The organism is Bradyrhizobium sp. NDS-1 (genome assembly GCF_032918005.1).
Taxonomy (GTDB): Bacteria; Pseudomonadota; Alphaproteobacteria; order Rhizobiales; family Xanthobacteraceae; genus Bradyrhizobium; species Bradyrhizobium tunisiense.
The window spans coordinates 3,809,123-3,827,488 of sequence record NZ_CP136628.1 but is presented as its reverse complement, the minus strand read 5'-3'; the positions used below and the strand labels follow the sequence as shown (position 1 = coordinate 3,827,488).

The following is an 18,366-nucleotide window of genomic DNA, read 5'->3' as shown; positions in this document are numbered from 1 at the left end:
GCTCAGATGAACCACTCAATTCACTCCGCTGATCGTGCGACCCACCTGAAGATCGTGGTGGTGGCGCTGGTGGCCGGCATCATGGTGGCCGGCTTCGGGATCGCAGCCCGCACCAATGCCGATCACACCCAGACCGCCCAGTCCACGCCCGTGATCAAGGCCGGCAAGCCGGTGGTGGTGACGAGCGCCGGGACGTCGGAGATTCGCTGAAACGTCCTCTTCCGGGCTGACCCATGGCCGCCTCCGGGCGGCCATTTTCGTTTTCCAGAGCAATGCTTAGCCGAGATCCACCACGCCAGCGCAACGTCCTTGACTTCACCCAGCCCCGCCTTTAAGTCCCCCCTCGTTCCGCGCGCATCAGCGAACCACGCGGGAGTAGCTCAGTTGGTTAGAGCGCCGGCCTGTCACGCCGGAGGTCGCGGGTTCGAGCCCCGTCTCTCGCGCCATTTTGGCAATCCCCTCAAAGTCTTAGCCTGAAATCCTCGAGGTCTGCCGCGGCTGCGGCGAGCCGTGGACGGCGTTCGGCCGGCGGGAACCCGTGGCATGGTCAACCCGCGCCCGAATCGTCTACGCCTGAAAGCACTTAGAGGGATCCCCACCCCATTCTCGGCTTTTCCAGGGATGCCCCGTCATTGGACCGTCGAGGAGGCCTGCCATGGCGAAGAAGGATCTGGCTAAGAAGGATCTGGCCAAGAAGGATTCGGCAAAGAAGGCAGCCACTCCCGCCACCTTCACCCTCAAGCACCTCGCCGCTGACATCGCGGAGAGTCAGGACCTGTCGAAAAAGCACGCCGAATCTGTCCTCACCGACATGGTCGATTTGATCACCAGGCACCTGAAGAAGGGCGATCGCGTCCGCATCGTCGGCCTCGGCATCCTCCAGGTCCGCAAACGGGCCGCCCGCACCGGCCGCAATCCCGCCACCGGCGAGCCGATCCACATCAAGGCCAGCAAGAAGGTCACCTTCCGCCCGGTCAAGGAACTGAAAGAGGCGATCTGAGGTCAGCGTTCGCCAGGCCTGCTCCGCGCCGTTCCGGCCGCATCGCGGCCCGCTTTTTCTGATATACCGCCCGCTTCCCCTGACCTCGGCGGTTTGACCAGAAATGTCCTCCCTCACCTTCTCGCATACCGTGACCGAGCGCTTCCTGCGCTACGTCACCATCGACACCCAGTCCGATCCGGAATCCCCCAGCTCGCCATCCACCGAGAAGCAGAAGGATCTCGGCCGCGTGCTCGCCGCCGAGCTGAAAGCCATGGGCGTTACGGACGCCCATCTCGACGATTACGGCTATGTCTACGGCACGATCCCGGCCAACACCGACAAGAAGGTGCCGGTGATCTGCTTCTGCTCGCACATGGACACCTCGCCCGACGTCACGGGCAAGGACGTCAAGCCGCAACTGGTGAAGAACTATCGTGGCGGCGACATCACCCTGCCGGGCGACACCAGCCAGGTCATCCGCTTCAATGAGCACCCTGCGCTGAAGAACCAGATCGGCAACGACATCATCACCACCGACGGCACCACGCTGCTCGGTGCCGACAACAAGGCCGGCGTCGCCGAGATCATGGATGCCGCGCATTTCTTCATCAACAACCCCGATGTGAAGCACGGCACCATCAAGATCCTGTTCACGCCGGACGAAGAGATCGGCCGTGGCGTCGACAATGTCGACCTGACGAAGCTGGGCGCCGATTTCGGCTACACCATGGACGGCGAGAGCGCGGGCTGCGTCGAGGACGAGACCTTCTCGGCCGACGGCGCCACCATCACCATCAACGGCGTCAGCGCCCATCCCGGCTACGCCAAGGGCAAGATGGAGCACGCGATCAAGATCGCCGCCGCCATCGTCGAGCGACTGCCGAAGGCAGGCTGCTCGCCGGAGACGACGTCGGGCAAGCAGGGCTTCCTGCATCCGATCGGCATCGAGGGCGCACTGGAGCAGGCAAGCCTGTCCTTCATCGTCCGCGACTTCACCGAGGAAGGGCTGAAGGAGAAAGAGGACCTGCTCGAGGGCATCATCAAGGACGTCATGAAGGACTATCCGCGCTCGACCTACAAGTTCGAGGTGCGCGAGCAGTACCGCAACATGAAGCAGGTGATCGACCGTCACCCGCACGTGCTCGAATACGCCATCGAGGCGATCCGTCGTGCCGGCCTGCGTCCGATGCGCACCGCGATCCGCGGCGGCACCGACGGCTCGCGCCTGTCCTTCATGGGCCTGCCCTGCCCCAACATCTTCGCCGGCGAGCATGCGTTCCACTCGCGGCTGGAATGGGTCAGCCGGCAGGACATGGAGAAAGCCGTGCAGACCATTGTCCATCTGGCGATGATTTGGGAAGAGAAAGCCTGAAGCGCGCGACGAGACTGGAATGAATCATCATCGCGCCTCGATGCAATACATCGCGTCTGGCCGTGCCGGCCTTGCGACAGAAGTCGCAGGCGAAGGCACCGGGGTCGTCTTTCTCCATGCCAATGTGTGCGACCGGCGCATGTGGCGCGCTCAATTCGACGGAATGAGCGCCACGCACAAGGCCATCGCCTATGACCGGCGCGGGTTCGGCCAAACCCGCGTCGAGCCTGAAGACTTTTCCGCCCTCGCCGATCTCGTCGCAGTGCTGGAGGCGACTGCAGGCGGCAGGCCCGTAATCCTCGTCGGCTGTTCTCTCGGCGGGCGCATCGCGCTCGATGCCGCGATCCGCCATCCTTCGCGAGTTCGTGCGCTCGTTCTGATTGCCCCCAATGTCGCGGGTGCACCCGATCCAACCTATCCCGCCGACATCGCGACACTGATGATGCAATGGAAGGAGATCGAGGCATCCGGCGATCTCGATCGGATGAACGCGATGAAGGCACGTCTTTGGCTGGACGGACCGCGGGCCCCCGAAGGCCGCGTTGCCGGCCCGGCTCGCGATCTGCTGCTTGAGATGAACGGCATCGCGCTCCGCTCTCCACCGTTCGGATCGGACATCGACGTCACACCGTTCTTCCACCGGCTCCACGAGATCGCGGTGCCGACCCTCGTGATATGGGGTGACCTCGATTTCCCCTATGTTCAGGACCGCTGTCGCCATCTCGTCGCGGCAGTCTCGGGCGCGGAGGGCCGTGAATTGCCTGATGTGGCCCATCTTCCCAGCCTGGAGCGCCCGGCGGAGATCACTGCCCTCGTTACCGAGTTCGTTCAGCGGCATGCGGGGGTGGACCGATAGGTCCTCGCCCCCGACAAGCTTACGGCACCGGCATCGCGCGCGGGCTGCGATGGAAACGGTTGGAGCTCGCCATCCAGTTCGGCAGCGGCTCTCCATCGCGGTGGCGCCCGCCGGCGACAGCCGCCGCCCAAGCGACCGCGGCGCCGATCAGGGTCGCGGCTGCAACCGAGAAGGCAACGATGATCGAGTTGCGCCGCGCGCGGTTGATGGCCGTCCGGGAGTCTGCGATCAGCGCATCGACGCGCCGCTCGGCGTCGGGAGCGGCCAGCCCCGTCACCGCGGCGACCTGCTGCACGAGGTAGGTCCGGTCATCGGCGCTGACGCCGCTGTGGCTGGATGACGTCATGAGGACGCGCCCCGCTTCGGCGCGGGCTTCCCTCAGATCCGTGTTGGGCGCGCGGCGCGGCGCGCGGAACAGCTTGTCGAGCTCATAGCTCAACAGAGGCTCGGCTGCGGACGTATTGCTCGCCGAGCTGCGCACCGGCGAACGGTCGATCGCAGCAGCGCCAAGAAGCGCCAGCAGAGCCGCACCAGCCAGCACGGCCAGCGCCCACGACGTCAGTCCATGCAGCCCGTCGCGCCGCTCGCCATCGTCCTCGACCGTTGCCAGGGCAGGCGCCGGTCGCGCCGTCCGTCCGGCGATGTAGCCGCCGACGCCGAAGCTGATGATCGCCTGGATGATCAGATAGAGCCCGGAGAGCAGCGCCAGCGCCGCCGAGGCATCGCGCCATGTCGGCGAGGCCGAACTGACACCGAGGCCGACCGCAACACCAAAGCCGACCAGGATGAAGGACATTGCGCCCGCGGCGAGAGCGCCTGCGAGCACCGAACTCCACTGGATGGTCCGGCGGTCGTCGACAGCCGCACCGCCTTCCATCCTGTTATCCCGTGCGAGGGTTTCCATTTGCCGTCCTCTCAGCGCAGGCCGAAGAACGACAGGATCGCCATGATCACGACGATCAAGCCGATGAGATAAATCAATCCGTCCATAGTCCCATCCTCCTTTTTATGGTCGCTAATCGGGAGGAAGGAATAACGTTCCTAATCCGGTGTCAGTTGCGGAACGAACCGGCAAGGCGGGCATTACCTGTCCAAGTCCCAAGGATGAAGATTGTGAACACAAAGGCCTCAGCCGGTCAGGGCTGGGGCCTTTCCGCGTTTGGAGCGCCTGATCTCTTCCTCGCTTGTCCTATGTTAACGACGCCGGCCCCGGGATCATCAAAGATGCGATCGGGGCGGAACCTTCTGGATCGGGAGCGGCGCGTGGACCGCAGAACGGCGTGCCTGCATCAGGCGGATGCATTCCGGGAGAAGGCCCTCGCCGATCCCGAACACCACGATCAGTGGATCGATGAAGCCATCAAATGGCTGGAGCGGGCGATGGAAGCGGGTCGTCGTGCCGCCATCACCGTGGAAGCCTACGATGGCAACCACGTCCAAGACCCGACCGTCCCGGCCGACATCGAAGCCACTGCCCCGCGCCGACGCGTCATCGCGCGCCAGTGAAGAGGCAGCCGCGACGCAGTGCTGCGGCAATTGTTCCATGGACGTAACAATGTTGCGGGTCGACACTGTTCCCGTCGCCATGCTAGGCCGGGCACAGACCGTAACCAGAGTGACGTCGTGCTCGCGAACCGGCAGCCTTGCAGAACTTCCCGTCCGCGCCATTGGCGCGGGCTGCTGTCTGTGCTGATCGCGGTTGTCTATCTGCTCGCGAGCGCGCTGCACGGCTCGCACGACATCGACGTCACCACGCCCGGCGGCAGCTCGGAGATCGCTGCGGTTCTTGAAGGCTCCCCGGCTGACACCGACCACAAGGCCGTCGGCGGGCATCATTGCCACGGTTGCTTCTCGCTCACGGTGACGCAGCCGGCGCCATCGGGCGCATCGGTCGCGCTTGTGTCGGCCACCAGGTCGCAACACACACCCCGGCTCGCCGGAATTGTCCCCGATACCGACTCCCCGCCTCCCAAACATATTGCCTGACGGATTGGTCGGGCGTTCGGCGCCCAATAGGTTCATCCTTCACAGGTCGGTTTCATGTTTCGCAGGGGAATGGCTGCGCGTCTGGCGTGCGCGGCGGCGTGTCTGATTGTTGGAGCGGCGCTTGCGCCGTCTCACGCCCAGACTTTGACGATGCGGAGCGCGTTGTCGCGCGCGCTGACCGCAAGCCCGCGGCTGACGGCGGCGGAGCGCGACGTCGGCGTCGCCACGGGACAGCGCATCCAGGCCGGCGCGCTGCTCAATCCGGAACTGACCTATGAACAGGACGATTCCTTCGGCTCCGGCAGATATCGCGGGACGCGATCGGCCGAGACCACGCTCCAGATCAGCCAGGCCTTCGAGCTGTTCGGCAAGCGGGAGGCCCGGGTCGCAGCCGGGCAAGCCGGCATCGAAGTCGCCGCGATCCAGCGCAAGGCCGTCAGGCTCGAGGTGCTGTCGGAGACCGCGATCGCCTTCCTCAGCGTGCTCGGCGCACAGCGGCGCATCCAGATCCTGGACGAGCAGATCGCCGCGATCGATCAATTGACGCCGCTCCTGCGTCGCCGCGTCGAGGCTGGGGCCTCCTCGCCGGCCGAGACCGGCCGCGCCGAGGTTGCCTCTGCCCTGGTGAAGGCCGACCGCGAGCGCTTCAAGGCGACGCTGGCCAGCGCCCGGCGCGAGCTTGCGGTGCTGATGGGAGATCCCACCGCGAAATTCGGCGAGGTCTCGGGCCGGCTCGACACCACGGGACGACCGCCCGCGTTCCAGGCGGTGGTCGCCGCCATCGACGCCAATCCGCAACTGGTGCGCTGGACCGCCGTGTACGCCCAGCGCAATGCTGAACTCCTGCTGGCACGTCTCAGGCCTTACCCCGACGTGCGGATCGCCGCCGGCTGGCGCCATTACAACGAGACCAATGACGATGCCGTGCGCTTCACCCTCTCGGTGCCGATCCCCGTGTTCGACCAGAACCAGGGCAACATCCTCTCGGCACAGGAAAGCCTCGCCAAGACCAAAGCCGAGCGCGAGGCCAACCGCAACACGCTGATCGTGATCGCCGGGCGGGCCTACGATTCGCTGCAAGGCTCGCTGCGCGAACTGGCGATCTTGCGCGAGACCGCTATCCCCAAGGCCGTTGAAGCGTCCGAGGCGATCGCGCAAGGCTACGGCCAGGGCCGTTTCACCTTGCTCGAGGTGCTCGACGCCCAGGCGAGCGTCACCCAGGCGCGGCTGCGGGAGCAGGAGGCACTCCAGAACTTCCACGCGGGCGTTGCAACCATCGAAGGCCTCGTCGGCAACCCCTTCACGCTGGCGCGGGAGAGCGCACGATGAAGACGTCCTCTACACTTCTCGTCGCCATCCTTGCCGCCGTACTCGGCGCTTACGGCTATTCCCTGCTCGCGCCGGGCAAGCCTGCGCACGGCGAGCATGCCGAGCACTCGGAACACAAGAAGCCGAACGACCATGTCGAGCAGGATGAGCACGGTGCCGATCGCATCCGCATCTCCGACGTCAAGCTCGCGGCCGCGGGCGTCACGCTGGCAGAGGCTGCGAGCGCGACACTCACCGACACGCTCGCCTTCAACGGCATCCTGCGCGCCAACCAGGAAGCGGTGGTACAGGTGACGCCGCGCTTCCCGGGCCTCGCCAAATCCATCCAGAAACGCATCGGCGACAAGGTCGGCAAGGACGATCTGCTCGCCGCGATCGAGAGCAACCAGAGCCTCACCGTCTACGAGCTGAAGGCGCCGATCGCCGGCACCATCATCGAGCGACAGATCTCGCTCGGCGAATACGCTTCCGAGCAGAAGCCGGCCTTCGTCGTCGCCGATCTCTCCACCATCTGGGTCGATCTGTCGATCTACCGGCAGGACCTCCGGCGCGTTCGCCTCAATGACGAGGTGCTGATCGATCCCGACGACGGCCGTGGCGAGATCAAGGGCACGATCTCCTACATGGCGCCGATCGGCTCGAGCGAGACCCAGACCGCACTCGCCCGTGTGGTGCTGCAAAATCCGGACGGCCGCCTGCGCCCCGGACTGTTCGTCACGGCACGGCTGATCCTCGCCGCCCGCGAGGTCGCGGTCGCCGTGCGCCGCAGCGCGATCCAGACGCTGGAGAACCGGACCATCGTGTTCGTCCGCGAGGACGGCGACAAGATCGAGGCGCGCCCGGTGGAGCTTGGCGATTCCGATCCAAGGTTCGTCGAGATCAAGGCCGGTCTTGCGGCCGGCGAGCACTACGTCGCCGAAAACAGCTTCGTCGTGAAGGCGGAGATGGGCAAGGGCGAGGCCGAACATGATTGAGCGCCTCATCGCCGTCTCGCTGCAGCAGCGCTGGCTGGTCCTCATATTCGCGCTCGGCGCCCTCGCCTTCGGCGCCTGGAATTTCCAGCGCCTTCCGATCGACGCCGTGCCCGACATCACCAACGTCCAGGTCCAGATCAACACCCGCGCGCCCGGCTATTCGCCGCTGGAGACCGAGCAGCGCATCACCTTCCCGGTCGAGACCGCGATGGGCGGCCTGCCCAAGCTCGACTACACCCGTTCGCTGTCGCGCTACGGCCTCAGCCAGGTGACGGTCGTCTTCAAGGACGGCACCGACATCTTTTTCGCCCGCCAGCTCGTCGGCGAGCGCATCCAGCAGGTGAAGGACCAGCTTCCGGCGGGCATCGAGGTCGCGATGGGGCCGGTCTCCACCGGGCTCGGCGAAATCTTCATGTACACCGTCGAGGCGAAGGCGGGCGCCAAGACTCAAGGCGGCCATGACTATTCGCTGACCGATTTGCGCACCGTGCAGGACTGGATCATCCGGCCGCAGCTTCGCAACGTGCCGGGGGTGATCGAGGTCAACACCATCGGCGGGTTCGAGCGGCAGTTCCATGTCCTGCCCGACCCGGGCAAGCTGATGGCCTACCGGCTCGGCTTTCGCGACGTCATGACGGCCCTCGCCGCCAACAATGCCAATGTCGGGGCCGGCTATATCGAGCGCAACGGCGAGCAATATCTGGTTCGCTCGCCGGGCCAGGTCGGCAATGTCAGCGAGATCCAGGACATCGTCATCGGCTCGCGCGGCGGCAATCCCGTCCGGATCAGGGACGTCGCGAGCGTGAGAGAGGGCCGCGATCTTCGCACGGGAGCGGCGACGTGGAACGGCGAGGAGACCGTGCTCGGCACCGCCATGCTGCTGATCGGCGAGAACAGCCGCAGCGTGGCGCGCCGCGTCGCAGCCCGCCTGGAGGACATCGGCAAATCGCTGCCCGAGGGCATCGTGACGCGGACCGTCTACGACCGCACCGATCTGGTCGAGGCCACCATCCGCACGGTCCAGAACAATTTGCTGGAAGGCGCGGCGCTGGTCGTGGCCGTGTTGTTCCTGATCCTCGGCAACATCCGTGCCGCGCTGGTCACGGCCTGCGTCATCCCCCTGTCCATGGCCCTGACCATCACCGGCATGGTCGAGACCAAGGTCAGCGCCAACCTCATGAGCCTGGGCGCGATCGACTTCGGCATCATCGTCGATGGCGCCGTGATCATCGTCGAGAACTGCCTGCGCATGCTGGCCGCCGCCCAGCGCGAGAAAGGCGGGCTGCTGACGACGCCCGAACGACTGCGCGCGATCCTGCGCGGGTCGAGCGACGTCATCAAGCCGAGCCTGTTCGGAACGCTGATCATCGCGGTGGTCTACCTGCCGGTGCTGACGCTGACCGGCGTCGAAGGCAAGATGTTCACGCCGATGGCGCTGACCGTGCTGATGGCGCTCGGCGCCGCCGTGCTGTTCTCCGTCACCTTCGTGCCGGCGGCCGTTGCCATCTTCGTCACCGGCAAGGTGTCCGAGCACGAAAACCTGTTCATGCGGGCGGCGAAGCGCGCCTATCTCCCCCTGCTTCGGTTTGCCATCGACAACCGGGCCGCCGTCGCCATGATGGCCGTCGTCATCGTGGTCGCAAGCGGCATCGCCGCCTCGCGCATGGGCGGCGAGTTCATTCCGAGCCTGGACGAAGGCGACGTCGCATTGGCCTCGATCCGGATTCCCGGCACCAGCCTCACCCAATCGCTGGACCTGCAGAAGGCACTGGAAAAGCGCATCGTGCGGATCCCTGAGGTGAAGGAGTTCTTCACCCGCATCGGCACCGCGGAGATCGCGACCGATCCGATGTCGCCGGCGCAGACCGACGGCTACGTCATGCTGAAGCCGCGCGCCGAATGGCCCGACCCGGACAAGTCGAAATCCGAGGTGATCGAGGCCATCGAGCATGCCGCTGACGAGATTCCCGGCAGCGCCTATGAAATCTCCCAGCCGATCCAGTTCCGTGTCAACGAACTGATCTCCGGCGTGCGCACCGATGTCGGCGTCAAGATCTTCGGCGACGATCTCGACATCCTGCAAGGGGCTGCAAAGCAGGTCGAGGCCGCAATTCGCGGCATCCGCGGCGCCAGCGATGTCAAGATCGAGCAGGTCGCGGGCCTGCCGATCCTCACCGTCCGGCTCGACCGCCAGGCGCTCGCCCGCTACGGGCTCAGCATCAGCGAGGTGCAGGGCATCGTCGAGATCGCGGTCGGCGGCAAGTCGGCCGGCAAGCTGTTCGAGGGCGATCGCCGCTTCGACATCGTCGTGCGCCTGCCCGAGCATTTGCGCGGCAATCTCGAGGCCATCAGGGCCATCCCGATCCCGCTGCCGCCCGGTGAGGAGGCCGGCTCCGGCGCTGCCGTTCGAACGGCACTGGCCACCTCCCCGCTCACCCAGATGCGCTATGTGCCCCTGTCCTCGGTTGCGACCGTCGATGCGACGCCCGGTCCGAACCAGATCAGCCGCGAGAACGGCAAGCGGCGGATCGTCGTCACGGCCAATGTCCGCGCGCGCGACCTCGGCTCCTTCGTGTCCGAGGCGGAAGCGGCGGTGGCGGAGAAGGTCAAGCTGCCGCCCGGCTATTGGATCGGCTGGGGCGGGCAGTTCGAGCAGCTGGTCTCGGCGACCAAACGGCTGACGATCGTGGTGCCGGTGGCGCTGCTGCTGGTGTTCCTGCTGTTGTTCATGGCGATGGGATCGGCGGCGGATGCGGCGCTGGTGTTCTCCGGCGTGCCACTGGCGCTGACCGGCGGCGTTGCGGCGCTGCTGCTGCGCGACATCCCGCTGTCCATCAGCGCCGGTGTCGGCTTCATCGCCCTGTCGGGCGTCGCCGTGCTCAATGGCCTCGTCATCATCGCCTTCATCGAGCGCCTGCGCAGCGAGGGGCATTCCGTCGTGGATGCCGTGCGCGAGGGAGCGCTGACGCGGCTGCGGCCGGTCTTGATGACGGCCCTCGTCGCCTCACTGGGCTTCGTGCCGATGGCGCTCGCCACCGGCGCCGGCGCCGAGGTGCAGCGGCCGCTTGCGACCGTGGTGATCGGCGGCATCCTCTCCTCGACGGTGCTGACATTGCTGGTGCTGCCGGCGCTCTACATGCTGTTCCGCCGTGACGGGGCAAGTGAAACGCCTACAATGGCGTCTGATTTGGCGACTTCCCGGGAGCGTTAGGATTGGCCGGCCACGACCACCACGGTCATCACCACCATGATCATGGCGACCATACGCATGGTCATGGTCACGACCACAGTCATGGCCATGATCACTCGCATGTCCACGCGCCCGCGAATTTCGGCAAGGCCTTCGCGATCGGCATTTCGCTCAACATCGCGCTGGTCGTGGCCGAAGCGGTCTACGGCTATATCGGCAACTCCACCGCCCTCCTCGCGGACGCCGGCCACAACCTGTCCGACGTGCTCGGCCTAGTCGTGGCCTGGGGCGCCTCGATCGCGGCGCGGCGGGCGCCGAGCGGCCGCTTCACCTACGGCTTTCGCGCCTCCACCATCCTGGCGGCGCTGGCCAATGCGGTGTTCCTGCTGGTCGCAACCGGCGCGATCGGCTGGGAGGCGATTTTGCGCCTGCGCGAGCCGGAGCCGGTCGCAGGCGTGACCGTGATGGTGGTCGCCGGCATCGGCATCCTGATCAATGGTTTCACGGCCCTGCTGTTCGCGAGCGGGCGCAAGGACGACATCAACATCGAAGGCGCGTACCTGCACATGGCCGCCGACGCCGCGGTCTCGCTCGGCGTCGTGGTCTCCGCCGCGCTGATCATCTGGACCGGCTGGCTCTGGCTCGACCCCGTCACCAGCCTCGTCATCTGCGCCACCATCCTCTGGAGCACGACCAGCCTCTTGCGCGGCTCCATCGACATGTCGATGGCAGCAGCGCCCAAGGGCACCGACCTCGCCGCGATCAGGGCGTTCCTGCTCGCGCGGCCCGGTGTCTCGGCGATCCACGATCTCCACGTCTGGCCGATCTCGACCACCGAGACGGCGCTGACCTGCCACCTCGTCATGCCCGCCGGCACCGGCGATGCGTTCCTGATGGAGACGGCGCAGATGCTGAAGACCGCCTACCGCATCGGCCACACCACGCTTCAGGTGGAAACGCATCCCGACAACGGCTGCGCGCTGGCGCCCGATGATGTGGTTTGAGGCGGCACAGCCCCGTCCACGTCGTCATCGCGAGCGCAGCGAAGCAATCCAGACTGTCGCCGCGGAGGGACTCTGGACTGCTTTCGTCGCACGCGCTCCTCGCAATGACGCGGAGAGAGCGCGGTGCCCTACCCAGCCTTTGCCGTCACGATCCAAATCGCGCCCTGGAGCGCCACGCTCTGCCCCTTCAGGAACGGTGCGAGCGCCTCGCGGATCGAAGCCTTGGCAGCTTCATATGTCTCCGGCGGATGGCCCTGGAGTGCGCGGCTGGCGGGGCCGATCTGGAGAGCGCCGTCCACGGCTGCATCGAGGCCGCCGCCGATGGCAACGTCCATCGCGAGATCATGCGGCTCCATCGCCACGCCTGTGAAGCCTGCGCCTTTGAGAATTCGCATCACACGCTCTTCCGAGGCGAATGCGAACGGGCCCGGCTCCTCCGGCCCGACCGGCGGCATTTTGGGCACGTGTTTGTAGACCGCCATCAGCGGCGCCATCATCCAGGGATTTTCCTTCGGCTCGCGCCAGCAGACGAAGGCGAGCCTACCGGTCGGCTTCAGCGCGCGGCGGAGATTGGTGAAGGACGCAACGGGATCGGCGAAGAACATCACGCCGAAACGCGAGGCGAGCAGATCATAGCTCGCCGGCTCGAACGGATGAACCGTCGCATCCGCCAGCACGAAATCGATCGGCAAGCCTTTCGGCGCCAGCGAACGCGCCTGGGACAGCATCGGCTCAGAGACGTCGAGGCCGAGCGCGAACCCGTCGGGCGCCACTGCCTTCGCGAACGCGAACGTCGTCGCACCGGAGCCGCAGCCGACGTCGATCACGCGCTCGCCCGGCCCGGGCTTGGCGCGGTCGATTAGCACCTCGGCGATAGGCCCGAGCAACTTCTCCTGGACCGCATGGCGATCGGCCCAGCGCTGCCCGCCCGGGCCGTTCCAATAGGCGATCTGGTCGGCGTTTTGCTCATGTCCGCTGGGCTGTTGCATGATGTCTCCGGTCATTCCCTTTCGCGATGCCCGTCCGTCGCGGTTCTACAACCGCACACCGGCGATATCACGTTGGGATGTCCGGCGCACCCCTTCCCGGAACCGGAGCTGGCTGCGCCGGTCTCCTACGCGACGCTGCGGGCCCAGCCAGCCCCCTTGCCATAAATGCCTCCAGACCCGAAGCAGCCGATCTCGTGCCTGCGCATTACGGCCGCATTGGTTTCACCGAACGGACACATCGGAATCAGATGCCAACCAGATTTCCTCGATAGGTTCGCCGTTCCTCAAACTGGAAAGGCATGACCATGCGCAGCTTCACGGCATCCGTCATCATTGCAGCTCTCTCGCTCGGAACACCGGCTCTGGTGCAGGCACAGGGCGCATCGTCGCAACCCGGCGAGGAACAGTCGTCGACACAGTCCAGCACGGTGATCCGGAGCATACAGGTTGTCGACGTCAAGGAATTGCAGCCGGCCGTGCGGGCGAAAGTCGATGAACTCGTGGCGCACACAACCGATCAAGACATCCAGTCGCTCCGGCAGTCCATCGACGCCACGCCGGAGGCAGCGTCCGTGCTCAAGGCCAAGGGCTTGAGTTCGTCACAAGTCGTCGCGATCAACATCGCCGACGGGGTTCTGACGATGTTCACCAAGACGGCCTGACAAGGGAATTGCCCTGCACCGGGCCTGCTGCAGGGCAGTTCGCCGCCAGCGGGAGAACTGTGACCAAGCCGCCGATTGGGGCCAGTTCGCCCGTGCTCGGCTCTTGCTTCGTCACCCGCCGGGGCGCTAAAGAGGCGCACTTGGGCGGTTAGCTCAGCTGGTTAGAGCATCTCGTTTACACCGAGAGGGTCCGCGGTTCGAATCCGTGACCGCCCACCAGCCTTCGCTCGCTTCGCGAACTGCGGCTCGGCAAGCCAGCACCGCAAGGTCATGAGCGCGAAGCAAGCGAAGGCTGCCGCGCCGAAGCCCAACGGGCGTAGGCGGGCTGCTGCCGCCGCGAGCCTGGCTCGACAAGCCCACCTCAATCCCCTGGCCTTCCTGGCAGCAGCGGCACGGCATCGATCCACACTGCTGCGGACTGGCACCAGATCTGCCTCACCGGCCGCAGCTTGTCACGCTGGCGGATCGAGCCCCAGCGGATCCCCCAATCGTCCGCCTGATCGCCCTCGCCGCTGGTGAACAGCGGGGAACCGCAGTCCGCGCAGAAGTGCTGGAAGCGCATCCGGCCGTTGTCACCGCGTTTGCCGTAGATTCTTGGCGTGCCGCCGGTCAGGCGGACGTCGTCCCTGGTGCAGACGGCCGTCACCCGGAACGGCGAGCCGGTCAGCGCCTGGCAGTCGGTGCAGTGGCAGACCGAAACCGCCTCCGGATCGACCTCGGCCTCGAAGGTGATTGTCCCGCAATGGCATCGCCCGTCGACTTGCATCGCCCTCGTCTCCCTGCCCCCATAAAAAAACGGCGCCCGAAGGCGCCGTTTTATCATCATTCCGAACTGCGATCTCAGTGAGCGGTCAGGCCGCCGGCGGCTTCATCGCCGTCCGGCTTCACCGTCACCTTGGTGTCCTCTTCCCAGACGATCGGCACAGGCTTCTTCACCAGCGCCTTGGCGACGACGTCGTCGAGGCGCGAGACCGGGATGATCTCCATGCCGCCCTTGATCGCATCGGAAATCTCCGTGAGATCCTTGGCGTTGTCCTCGGGGATCAGCACCGTCTTGATGCCGCCGCGGGCCGCAGCCAGCAGCTTCTCCTTCAGGCCGCCGATCGGCAGCACGCGGCCGCGCAGCGTGATCTCGCCGGTCATCGCGACATCGTGGCGGACCGGGATGCCGGTCATGACCGAGATGATCGCGGTGGCCATGGCGACACCCGCGGACGGACCGTCCTTCGGCGTCGCGCCTTCCGGCACGTGCACGTGGATGTCGCGTCGATCGAACATCGGCGGCTCGATGCCATAGTTGATCGCGCGCGAGCGGACATAGGACGCCGCCGCCGAGATCGACTCCTTCATCACGTCACGCAGATTGCCCGTGACCGTCATCTTGCCCTTGCCGGGCATCATGACGCCTTCGATGGTCAGCAGCTCACCGCCGACATCGGTCCAGGCAAGGCCGGTGACGATACCGACCTGCGGCTCGCTCTCGATCTCGCCGAAGCGGTACTTCGGCACGCCGAGCAGCTCTTCCAGAGTCTTCTCGGTGACCTTGACCGACTTCTTCTTGGAGATCATCAGCTCCTTCACCGCCTTGCGGGCGAGTGTCGAAAGCTCACGCTCCAGGTTACGCACGCCCGCTTCGCGGGTGTAGCGGCGGATCAGAAGCAGCAGCGCGTCGTCGTCGATCGCGAACTCCTTGGAATCCAGACCGTGCTTGGACACCGCGTTCGGGATCAGATGCTTGCGCGAGATCTCGACCTTCTCGTTCTCGGTGTAGCCCGCGATCCGGATGATCTCCATGCGGTCCATCAGGGGGCCCGGAATATTGAGCGTATTCGCGGTGGTGATGAACATCACGTTGGACAGATCGTAGTCGACCTCGAGATAGTGGTCGTTGAACGTCCCGTTCTGCTCGGGGTCGAGGACCTCGAGCAAGGCGGAGGACGGATCGCCGCGGAAATCGGCGCCCATCTTGTCGATCTCGTCCAGCAGGAACAGCGGATTGGACGACTTGGCCTTGCGCATCGACTGGATGATCTTGCCGGGCATCGAGCCGATATAGGTGCGGCGGTGACCGCGGATCTCGGCCTCGTCGCGCACGCCGCCGAGCGAGACGCGCACGAATTCGCGCCCCGTCGCCTTCGCGATCGACTTGCCGAGCGAGGTCTTGCCGACGCCGGGAGGTCCGACGAGGCACAGGATCGGTCCGGTCAGCTTGTTGGCACGCGACTGCACGGCGAGATACTCGACAATGCGCTCCTTGACCTTCTCCAGCCCGTAGTGATCGGAGTCCAGGATGGCTTGCGCCTGCTCCAGGTCCTTCTTCACCTTGGACTTCTTATTCCACGGGATCGACAGCAGCCAATCCAGATAGTTGCGCACGACGGTCGCTTCCGCGGACATCGGCGACATCTGGCGCAGCTTCTTCAATTCATGCTGCGCCTTCTCGCGCGCTTCCTTGGAAAGCTTGGTCTTGGAGATCTTCTCTTCGAGATCGGCGAGCTCGTCGCGACCGTCGTCGTCGCCGAGCTCCTTCTGGATCGCCTTCATCTGCTCGTTGAGATAATACTCGCGCTGGGTCTTCTCCATCTGGCGCTTGACACGCGAGCGGATCCGCTTCTCGACCTGCAGCACCGAGATCTCGCTCTCCATCAGGCCCAGCACCTTCTCCAGGCGCGTGGTGACCGACAGCGTCTCCAGGATGCCCTGGCGGTCGGCGATCTTGACGGCGAGATGCGAGGCAACGGTGTCGGCGAGCTTGGCGAAATCGGTGATCGCCTGCACGACGCCGACGACCTCGGCCGAGATCTTCTTGTTGAGCTTCACATAGCTCTCGAAGTCGGACACGACCGAGCGTGCCATCGCTTCGGCCTCGACCGACTTCGCATCGGTGTCGGCGAGTGCAATGGCGGTGGCTTCGTAATAGTCGGCGCGATCGGTGTACTTCTGAACGCGCGCACGCTCGAGCCCTTCGACCAGCACCTTCACGGTGCCGTCGGGAAGCTTCAAGAGCTGCAGCACGCTGGCGAGCGTACCGGTCTCGTAAATGGCATCGGGCGCCGGATCATCGTCGGACGCGTTCTTCTGCGTCGCGAGCATGATCAGCGCATCGTTCTTCATCACCTCTTCGAGCGCGCGGATCGACTTCTCGCGGCCGACGAAGAGCGGAACGATCATGTGCGGGAACACGACGATGTCGCGCAGCGGCAGCACGGGATAGGCGTGCGTTTCGCCATGAACGATGGTTGGCCGGGGTTTTGGATTAGTCATGGCCTTTTCCTTTTGCTTTACCCCCTCGCACGCAGCCCGCTGATCATGCGCAACCGCCACAAGGTGCCGAATTGATCCGCAAGGCCGGTCGGTCCTCTACGAGTTGGACCGGCTCGCCGGATCGGAACTGAGGCGAATCTGGAAGAGAATTTTCGCTCGCCGCCGACATTAGGTGGCTATCGACCCGGGGGGTGTCAAGTCATCGAAAAACACGCGCCATCAGGCGCTTACGCAACGCGGTAAGCGACGCAACACCGGCTGCGGAGATACACTTCCGCAGCCCGACTTGGGGATACAATTGCAGCGTTCCGGCCGCCAGATCAGGCGCTGGCGTTCTCGACGGCGCGATCGGACCGATCGGCGTAGATGTAGAGCGGACGCGCCGTTCCTTCCACGACTTCGCGGGAGATCACGACTTCTTCCACACCTTCCAGGCCCGGCAGGTCGAACATGGTCTCGAGCAGGATCGCCTCGAGGATCGACCGCAGGCCGCGCGCGCCGGTCTTGCGCTCGATCGCCTTGCGGGCAACCGCGCCAAGCGCCTCGTCGGCGAAGGTCAGCTCGATGTTCTCCATCTCGAACAGCCGCTGGTACTGCTTCACCAGCGCGTTCTTCGGCTCGGTGAGGATCTTCTTCAGCGAGGCCTCGTCGAGATCCTCGAGCGTCGCCACGACGGGCAGACGGCCGACGAATTCGGGGATGAGGCCGTACTTCAGGAGATCCTCGGGCTCGACGTGACGGAAGATCTCGCCGGTCCGGCGATCTTCCGGCGCCATCACCTGGGCCGCGAAACCGATCGAGGTCGACCGTCCGCGTGCCGAGATGATCTTCTCGAGGCCGGCGAACGCGCCGCCGCAGATGAACAGGATGTTGGTGGTGTCCACCTGCAGGAACTCCTGCTGCGGATGCTTGCGGCCGCCCTGCGGCGGGACCGAAGCCACCGTGCCTTCCATGATCTTGAGCAGCGCCTGCTGCACGCCCTCACCCGACACGTCGCGCGTGATCGAGGGGTTGTCGGACTTGCGGCTGATCTTGTCGATTTCGTCGATGTAGACGATGCCGCGCTGGGCACGCTCGACATTGTAGTCGGCGGCCTGAAGCAGCTTCAGGATGATGTTCTCGACGTCCTCGCCGACATAGCCGGCTTCGGTCAGGGTCGTCGCATCCGCCATCGTGAACGGCACGTCCAGGATCCGGGCGAGCGTCTGCGCGAGCAGCGTCTTGCCCGAACCGGTCGGACCGATCAGGAGGATGTTCGACTTCGCGAGCTCGACGTCGTTGTGCTTGGTCTGGTGGTTGAGGCGCTTGTAGTGATTGTGCACCGCGACCGACAGGACCTTCTTCGCATGGCTCTGGCCGATCACGTAATCGTCCAGGACCTTGCAGATTTCCTTCGGCGTCGGAATGCCGTCGCGCGACTTGACCAGCGAGGATTTGTTCTCCTCGCGGATGATGTCCATGCAGAGCTCGACGCACTCGTCGCAGATGAAGACCGTGGGACCCGCGATCAGTTTGCGGACTTCGTGCTGGCTCTTGCCGCAGAACGAGCAATATAGCGTGTTCTTGGAGTCGCTCGTGCCGACCTTACTCATTCATGTCTCCGTCCGCGGTTCGATCCCGTTCCGCTCGATCGCTCCATTCCGACACGAAGGCCGGCATGAAGCTTAAGTAGAGCAAATTCCGTACCAAAAAAGACCCTACGCGTTACACACCGTGCGAATCACGGCCGCTCGATTCTCCGCGATCATAGCCGATCAA

Annotated in this window: 16 protein-coding genes and 2 tRNA genes; 13 read left to right on the top strand and 5 right to left on the bottom strand. The window is 65.2% G+C overall.

Going from position 1 to position 18,366, the window contains the following annotated elements; translation table 11 throughout:
- The first annotated feature begins 6 nt into the window (after nucleotides 1-6).
- From RX330_RS18075 to RX330_RS18055, 5 genes are all read left to right on the top strand, one after another.
- Nucleotides 7-210, top strand: coding sequence for a hypothetical protein (locus RX330_RS18075; RefSeq protein ID WP_212089891.1), 204 nt, complete (start codon nucleotides 7-9; stop codon nucleotides 208-210).
- A 159-nt stretch (nucleotides 211-369) separates the two neighbouring features.
- Nucleotides 370-446, top strand: a tRNA-Asp gene (locus RX330_RS18070).
- 209 nt (nucleotides 447-655) lie between these two features.
- Entirely contained in the window at nucleotides 656-1,000 is a 345-nt protein-coding gene (locus RX330_RS18065; RefSeq protein ID WP_317239314.1) for an HU family DNA-binding protein, read from the top strand.
- A 103-nt stretch (nucleotides 1,001-1,103) separates the two neighbouring features.
- Nucleotides 1,104-2,354, top strand: coding sequence for a peptidase T (gene pepT / locus RX330_RS18060; RefSeq protein WP_317239313.1), 1,251 nt, complete (start codon nucleotides 1,104-1,106; stop codon nucleotides 2,352-2,354).
- 19 nt (nucleotides 2,355-2,373) lie between these two features.
- Entirely contained in the window at nucleotides 2,374-3,210 is an 837-nt protein-coding gene (locus RX330_RS18055) for an alpha/beta fold hydrolase (RefSeq protein WP_317239312.1), read from the top strand.
- Nucleotides 3,211-3,229: 19 nt separating this feature from the next.
- On the opposite strand, the gene RX330_RS18050 is transcribed toward RX330_RS18055, so the two are convergent.
- Complete coding sequence (locus RX330_RS18050) at nucleotides 3,230-4,087, bottom strand: hypothetical protein (protein ID WP_317239311.1); 858 nt, start codon at nucleotides 4,085-4,087, stop codon at nucleotides 3,230-3,232.
- A gap of 386 nt (nucleotides 4,088-4,473) precedes the next feature.
- On the opposite strand from RX330_RS18050, the gene RX330_RS18045 reads away from it, so the two are divergent.
- The 6 genes from RX330_RS18045 (at nucleotide 4,474) to RX330_RS18020 (ending at nucleotide 11,693) form a co-directional block, all read left to right on the top strand.
- Nucleotides 4,474-4,716: a hypothetical protein gene (locus tag RX330_RS18045; protein WP_212090464.1), complete on the top strand. Its 243-nt coding sequence runs from the start codon at nucleotides 4,474-4,476 to the stop codon at nucleotides 4,714-4,716.
- A gap of 117 nt (nucleotides 4,717-4,833) precedes the next feature.
- A complete protein-coding gene (locus RX330_RS18040) occupies nucleotides 4,834-5,196 on the top strand; it encodes a hypothetical protein (RefSeq protein WP_317243840.1) in 363 nt (120 codons plus the stop codon).
- 54 nt (nucleotides 5,197-5,250) lie between these two features.
- A complete protein-coding gene (gene ihpA / locus RX330_RS18035) occupies nucleotides 5,251-6,525 on the top strand; it encodes a divalent metal ion exporter subunit IhpA (protein ID WP_317243839.1) in 1,275 nt (424 codons plus the stop codon).
- Complete coding sequence (gene ihpB, locus RX330_RS18030) at nucleotides 6,522-7,499, top strand: divalent metal ion exporter adaptor subunit IhpB (RefSeq protein ID WP_317243838.1); 978 nt, start codon at nucleotides 6,522-6,524, stop codon at nucleotides 7,497-7,499. Before ihpA ends, ihpB begins: the two co-directional genes overlap by 4 nt.
- A complete protein-coding gene (locus tag RX330_RS18025) occupies nucleotides 7,492-10,710 on the top strand; it encodes an efflux RND transporter permease subunit (protein WP_317243837.1) in 3,219 nt (1,072 codons plus the stop codon). The genes ihpB and RX330_RS18025 overlap by 8 nt, the downstream gene beginning before the upstream one ends.
- Nucleotides 10,711-10,712: 2 nt before the next feature.
- Entirely contained in the window at nucleotides 10,713-11,693 is a 981-nt protein-coding gene (locus RX330_RS18020) for a cation diffusion facilitator family transporter (RefSeq protein WP_212089874.1), read from the top strand.
- 128 nt (nucleotides 11,694-11,821) lie between these two features.
- Here RX330_RS18020 and RX330_RS18015 read toward each other — a convergent pair whose 3' ends face one another.
- Nucleotides 11,822-12,682 carry a class I SAM-dependent methyltransferase gene (locus tag RX330_RS18015; protein ID WP_317243836.1) on the bottom strand — a complete coding sequence of 287 codons (861 nt, stop codon included), beginning with the start codon at nucleotides 12,680-12,682 and terminating at the stop codon, nucleotides 11,822-11,824.
- A 299-nt stretch (nucleotides 12,683-12,981) separates the two neighbouring features.
- On the opposite strand from RX330_RS18015, the gene RX330_RS18010 reads away from it, so the two are divergent.
- Both RX330_RS18010 and RX330_RS18005 read left to right on the top strand, forming a co-directional pair.
- Nucleotides 12,982-13,344, top strand: coding sequence for a hypothetical protein (locus RX330_RS18010; RefSeq protein WP_317243835.1), 363 nt, complete (start codon nucleotides 12,982-12,984; stop codon nucleotides 13,342-13,344).
- Nucleotides 13,345-13,486: 142 nt separating this feature from the next.
- Nucleotides 13,487-13,563: transfer RNA gene (locus RX330_RS18005), tRNA-Val, on the top strand.
- A 142-nt stretch (nucleotides 13,564-13,705) separates the two neighbouring features.
- On the opposite strand, the gene RX330_RS18000 is transcribed toward RX330_RS18005, so the two are convergent.
- The 3 genes from RX330_RS18000 to clpX all read right to left on the bottom strand — a co-directional run bounded on the left by RX330_RS18000 (nucleotide 13,706) and on the right by clpX (nucleotide 18,200).
- Nucleotides 13,706-14,110, bottom strand: coding sequence for a GFA family protein (locus tag RX330_RS18000; RefSeq protein WP_317243834.1), 405 nt, complete (start codon nucleotides 14,108-14,110; stop codon nucleotides 13,706-13,708).
- A gap of 74 nt (nucleotides 14,111-14,184) precedes the next feature.
- A complete protein-coding gene (gene lon / locus RX330_RS17995; protein WP_212089847.1) occupies nucleotides 14,185-16,608 on the bottom strand; it encodes an endopeptidase La in 2,424 nt (807 codons plus the stop codon).
- 320 nt (nucleotides 16,609-16,928) lie between these two features.
- On the bottom strand, nucleotides 16,929-18,200 hold the full coding sequence (gene clpX, locus RX330_RS17990; RefSeq protein WP_091965274.1) for an ATP-dependent Clp protease ATP-binding subunit ClpX: 1,272 nt from the start codon (nucleotides 18,198-18,200) through the stop codon (nucleotides 16,929-16,931).
- Nucleotides 18,201-18,366: the final 166 nt, after the last annotated feature.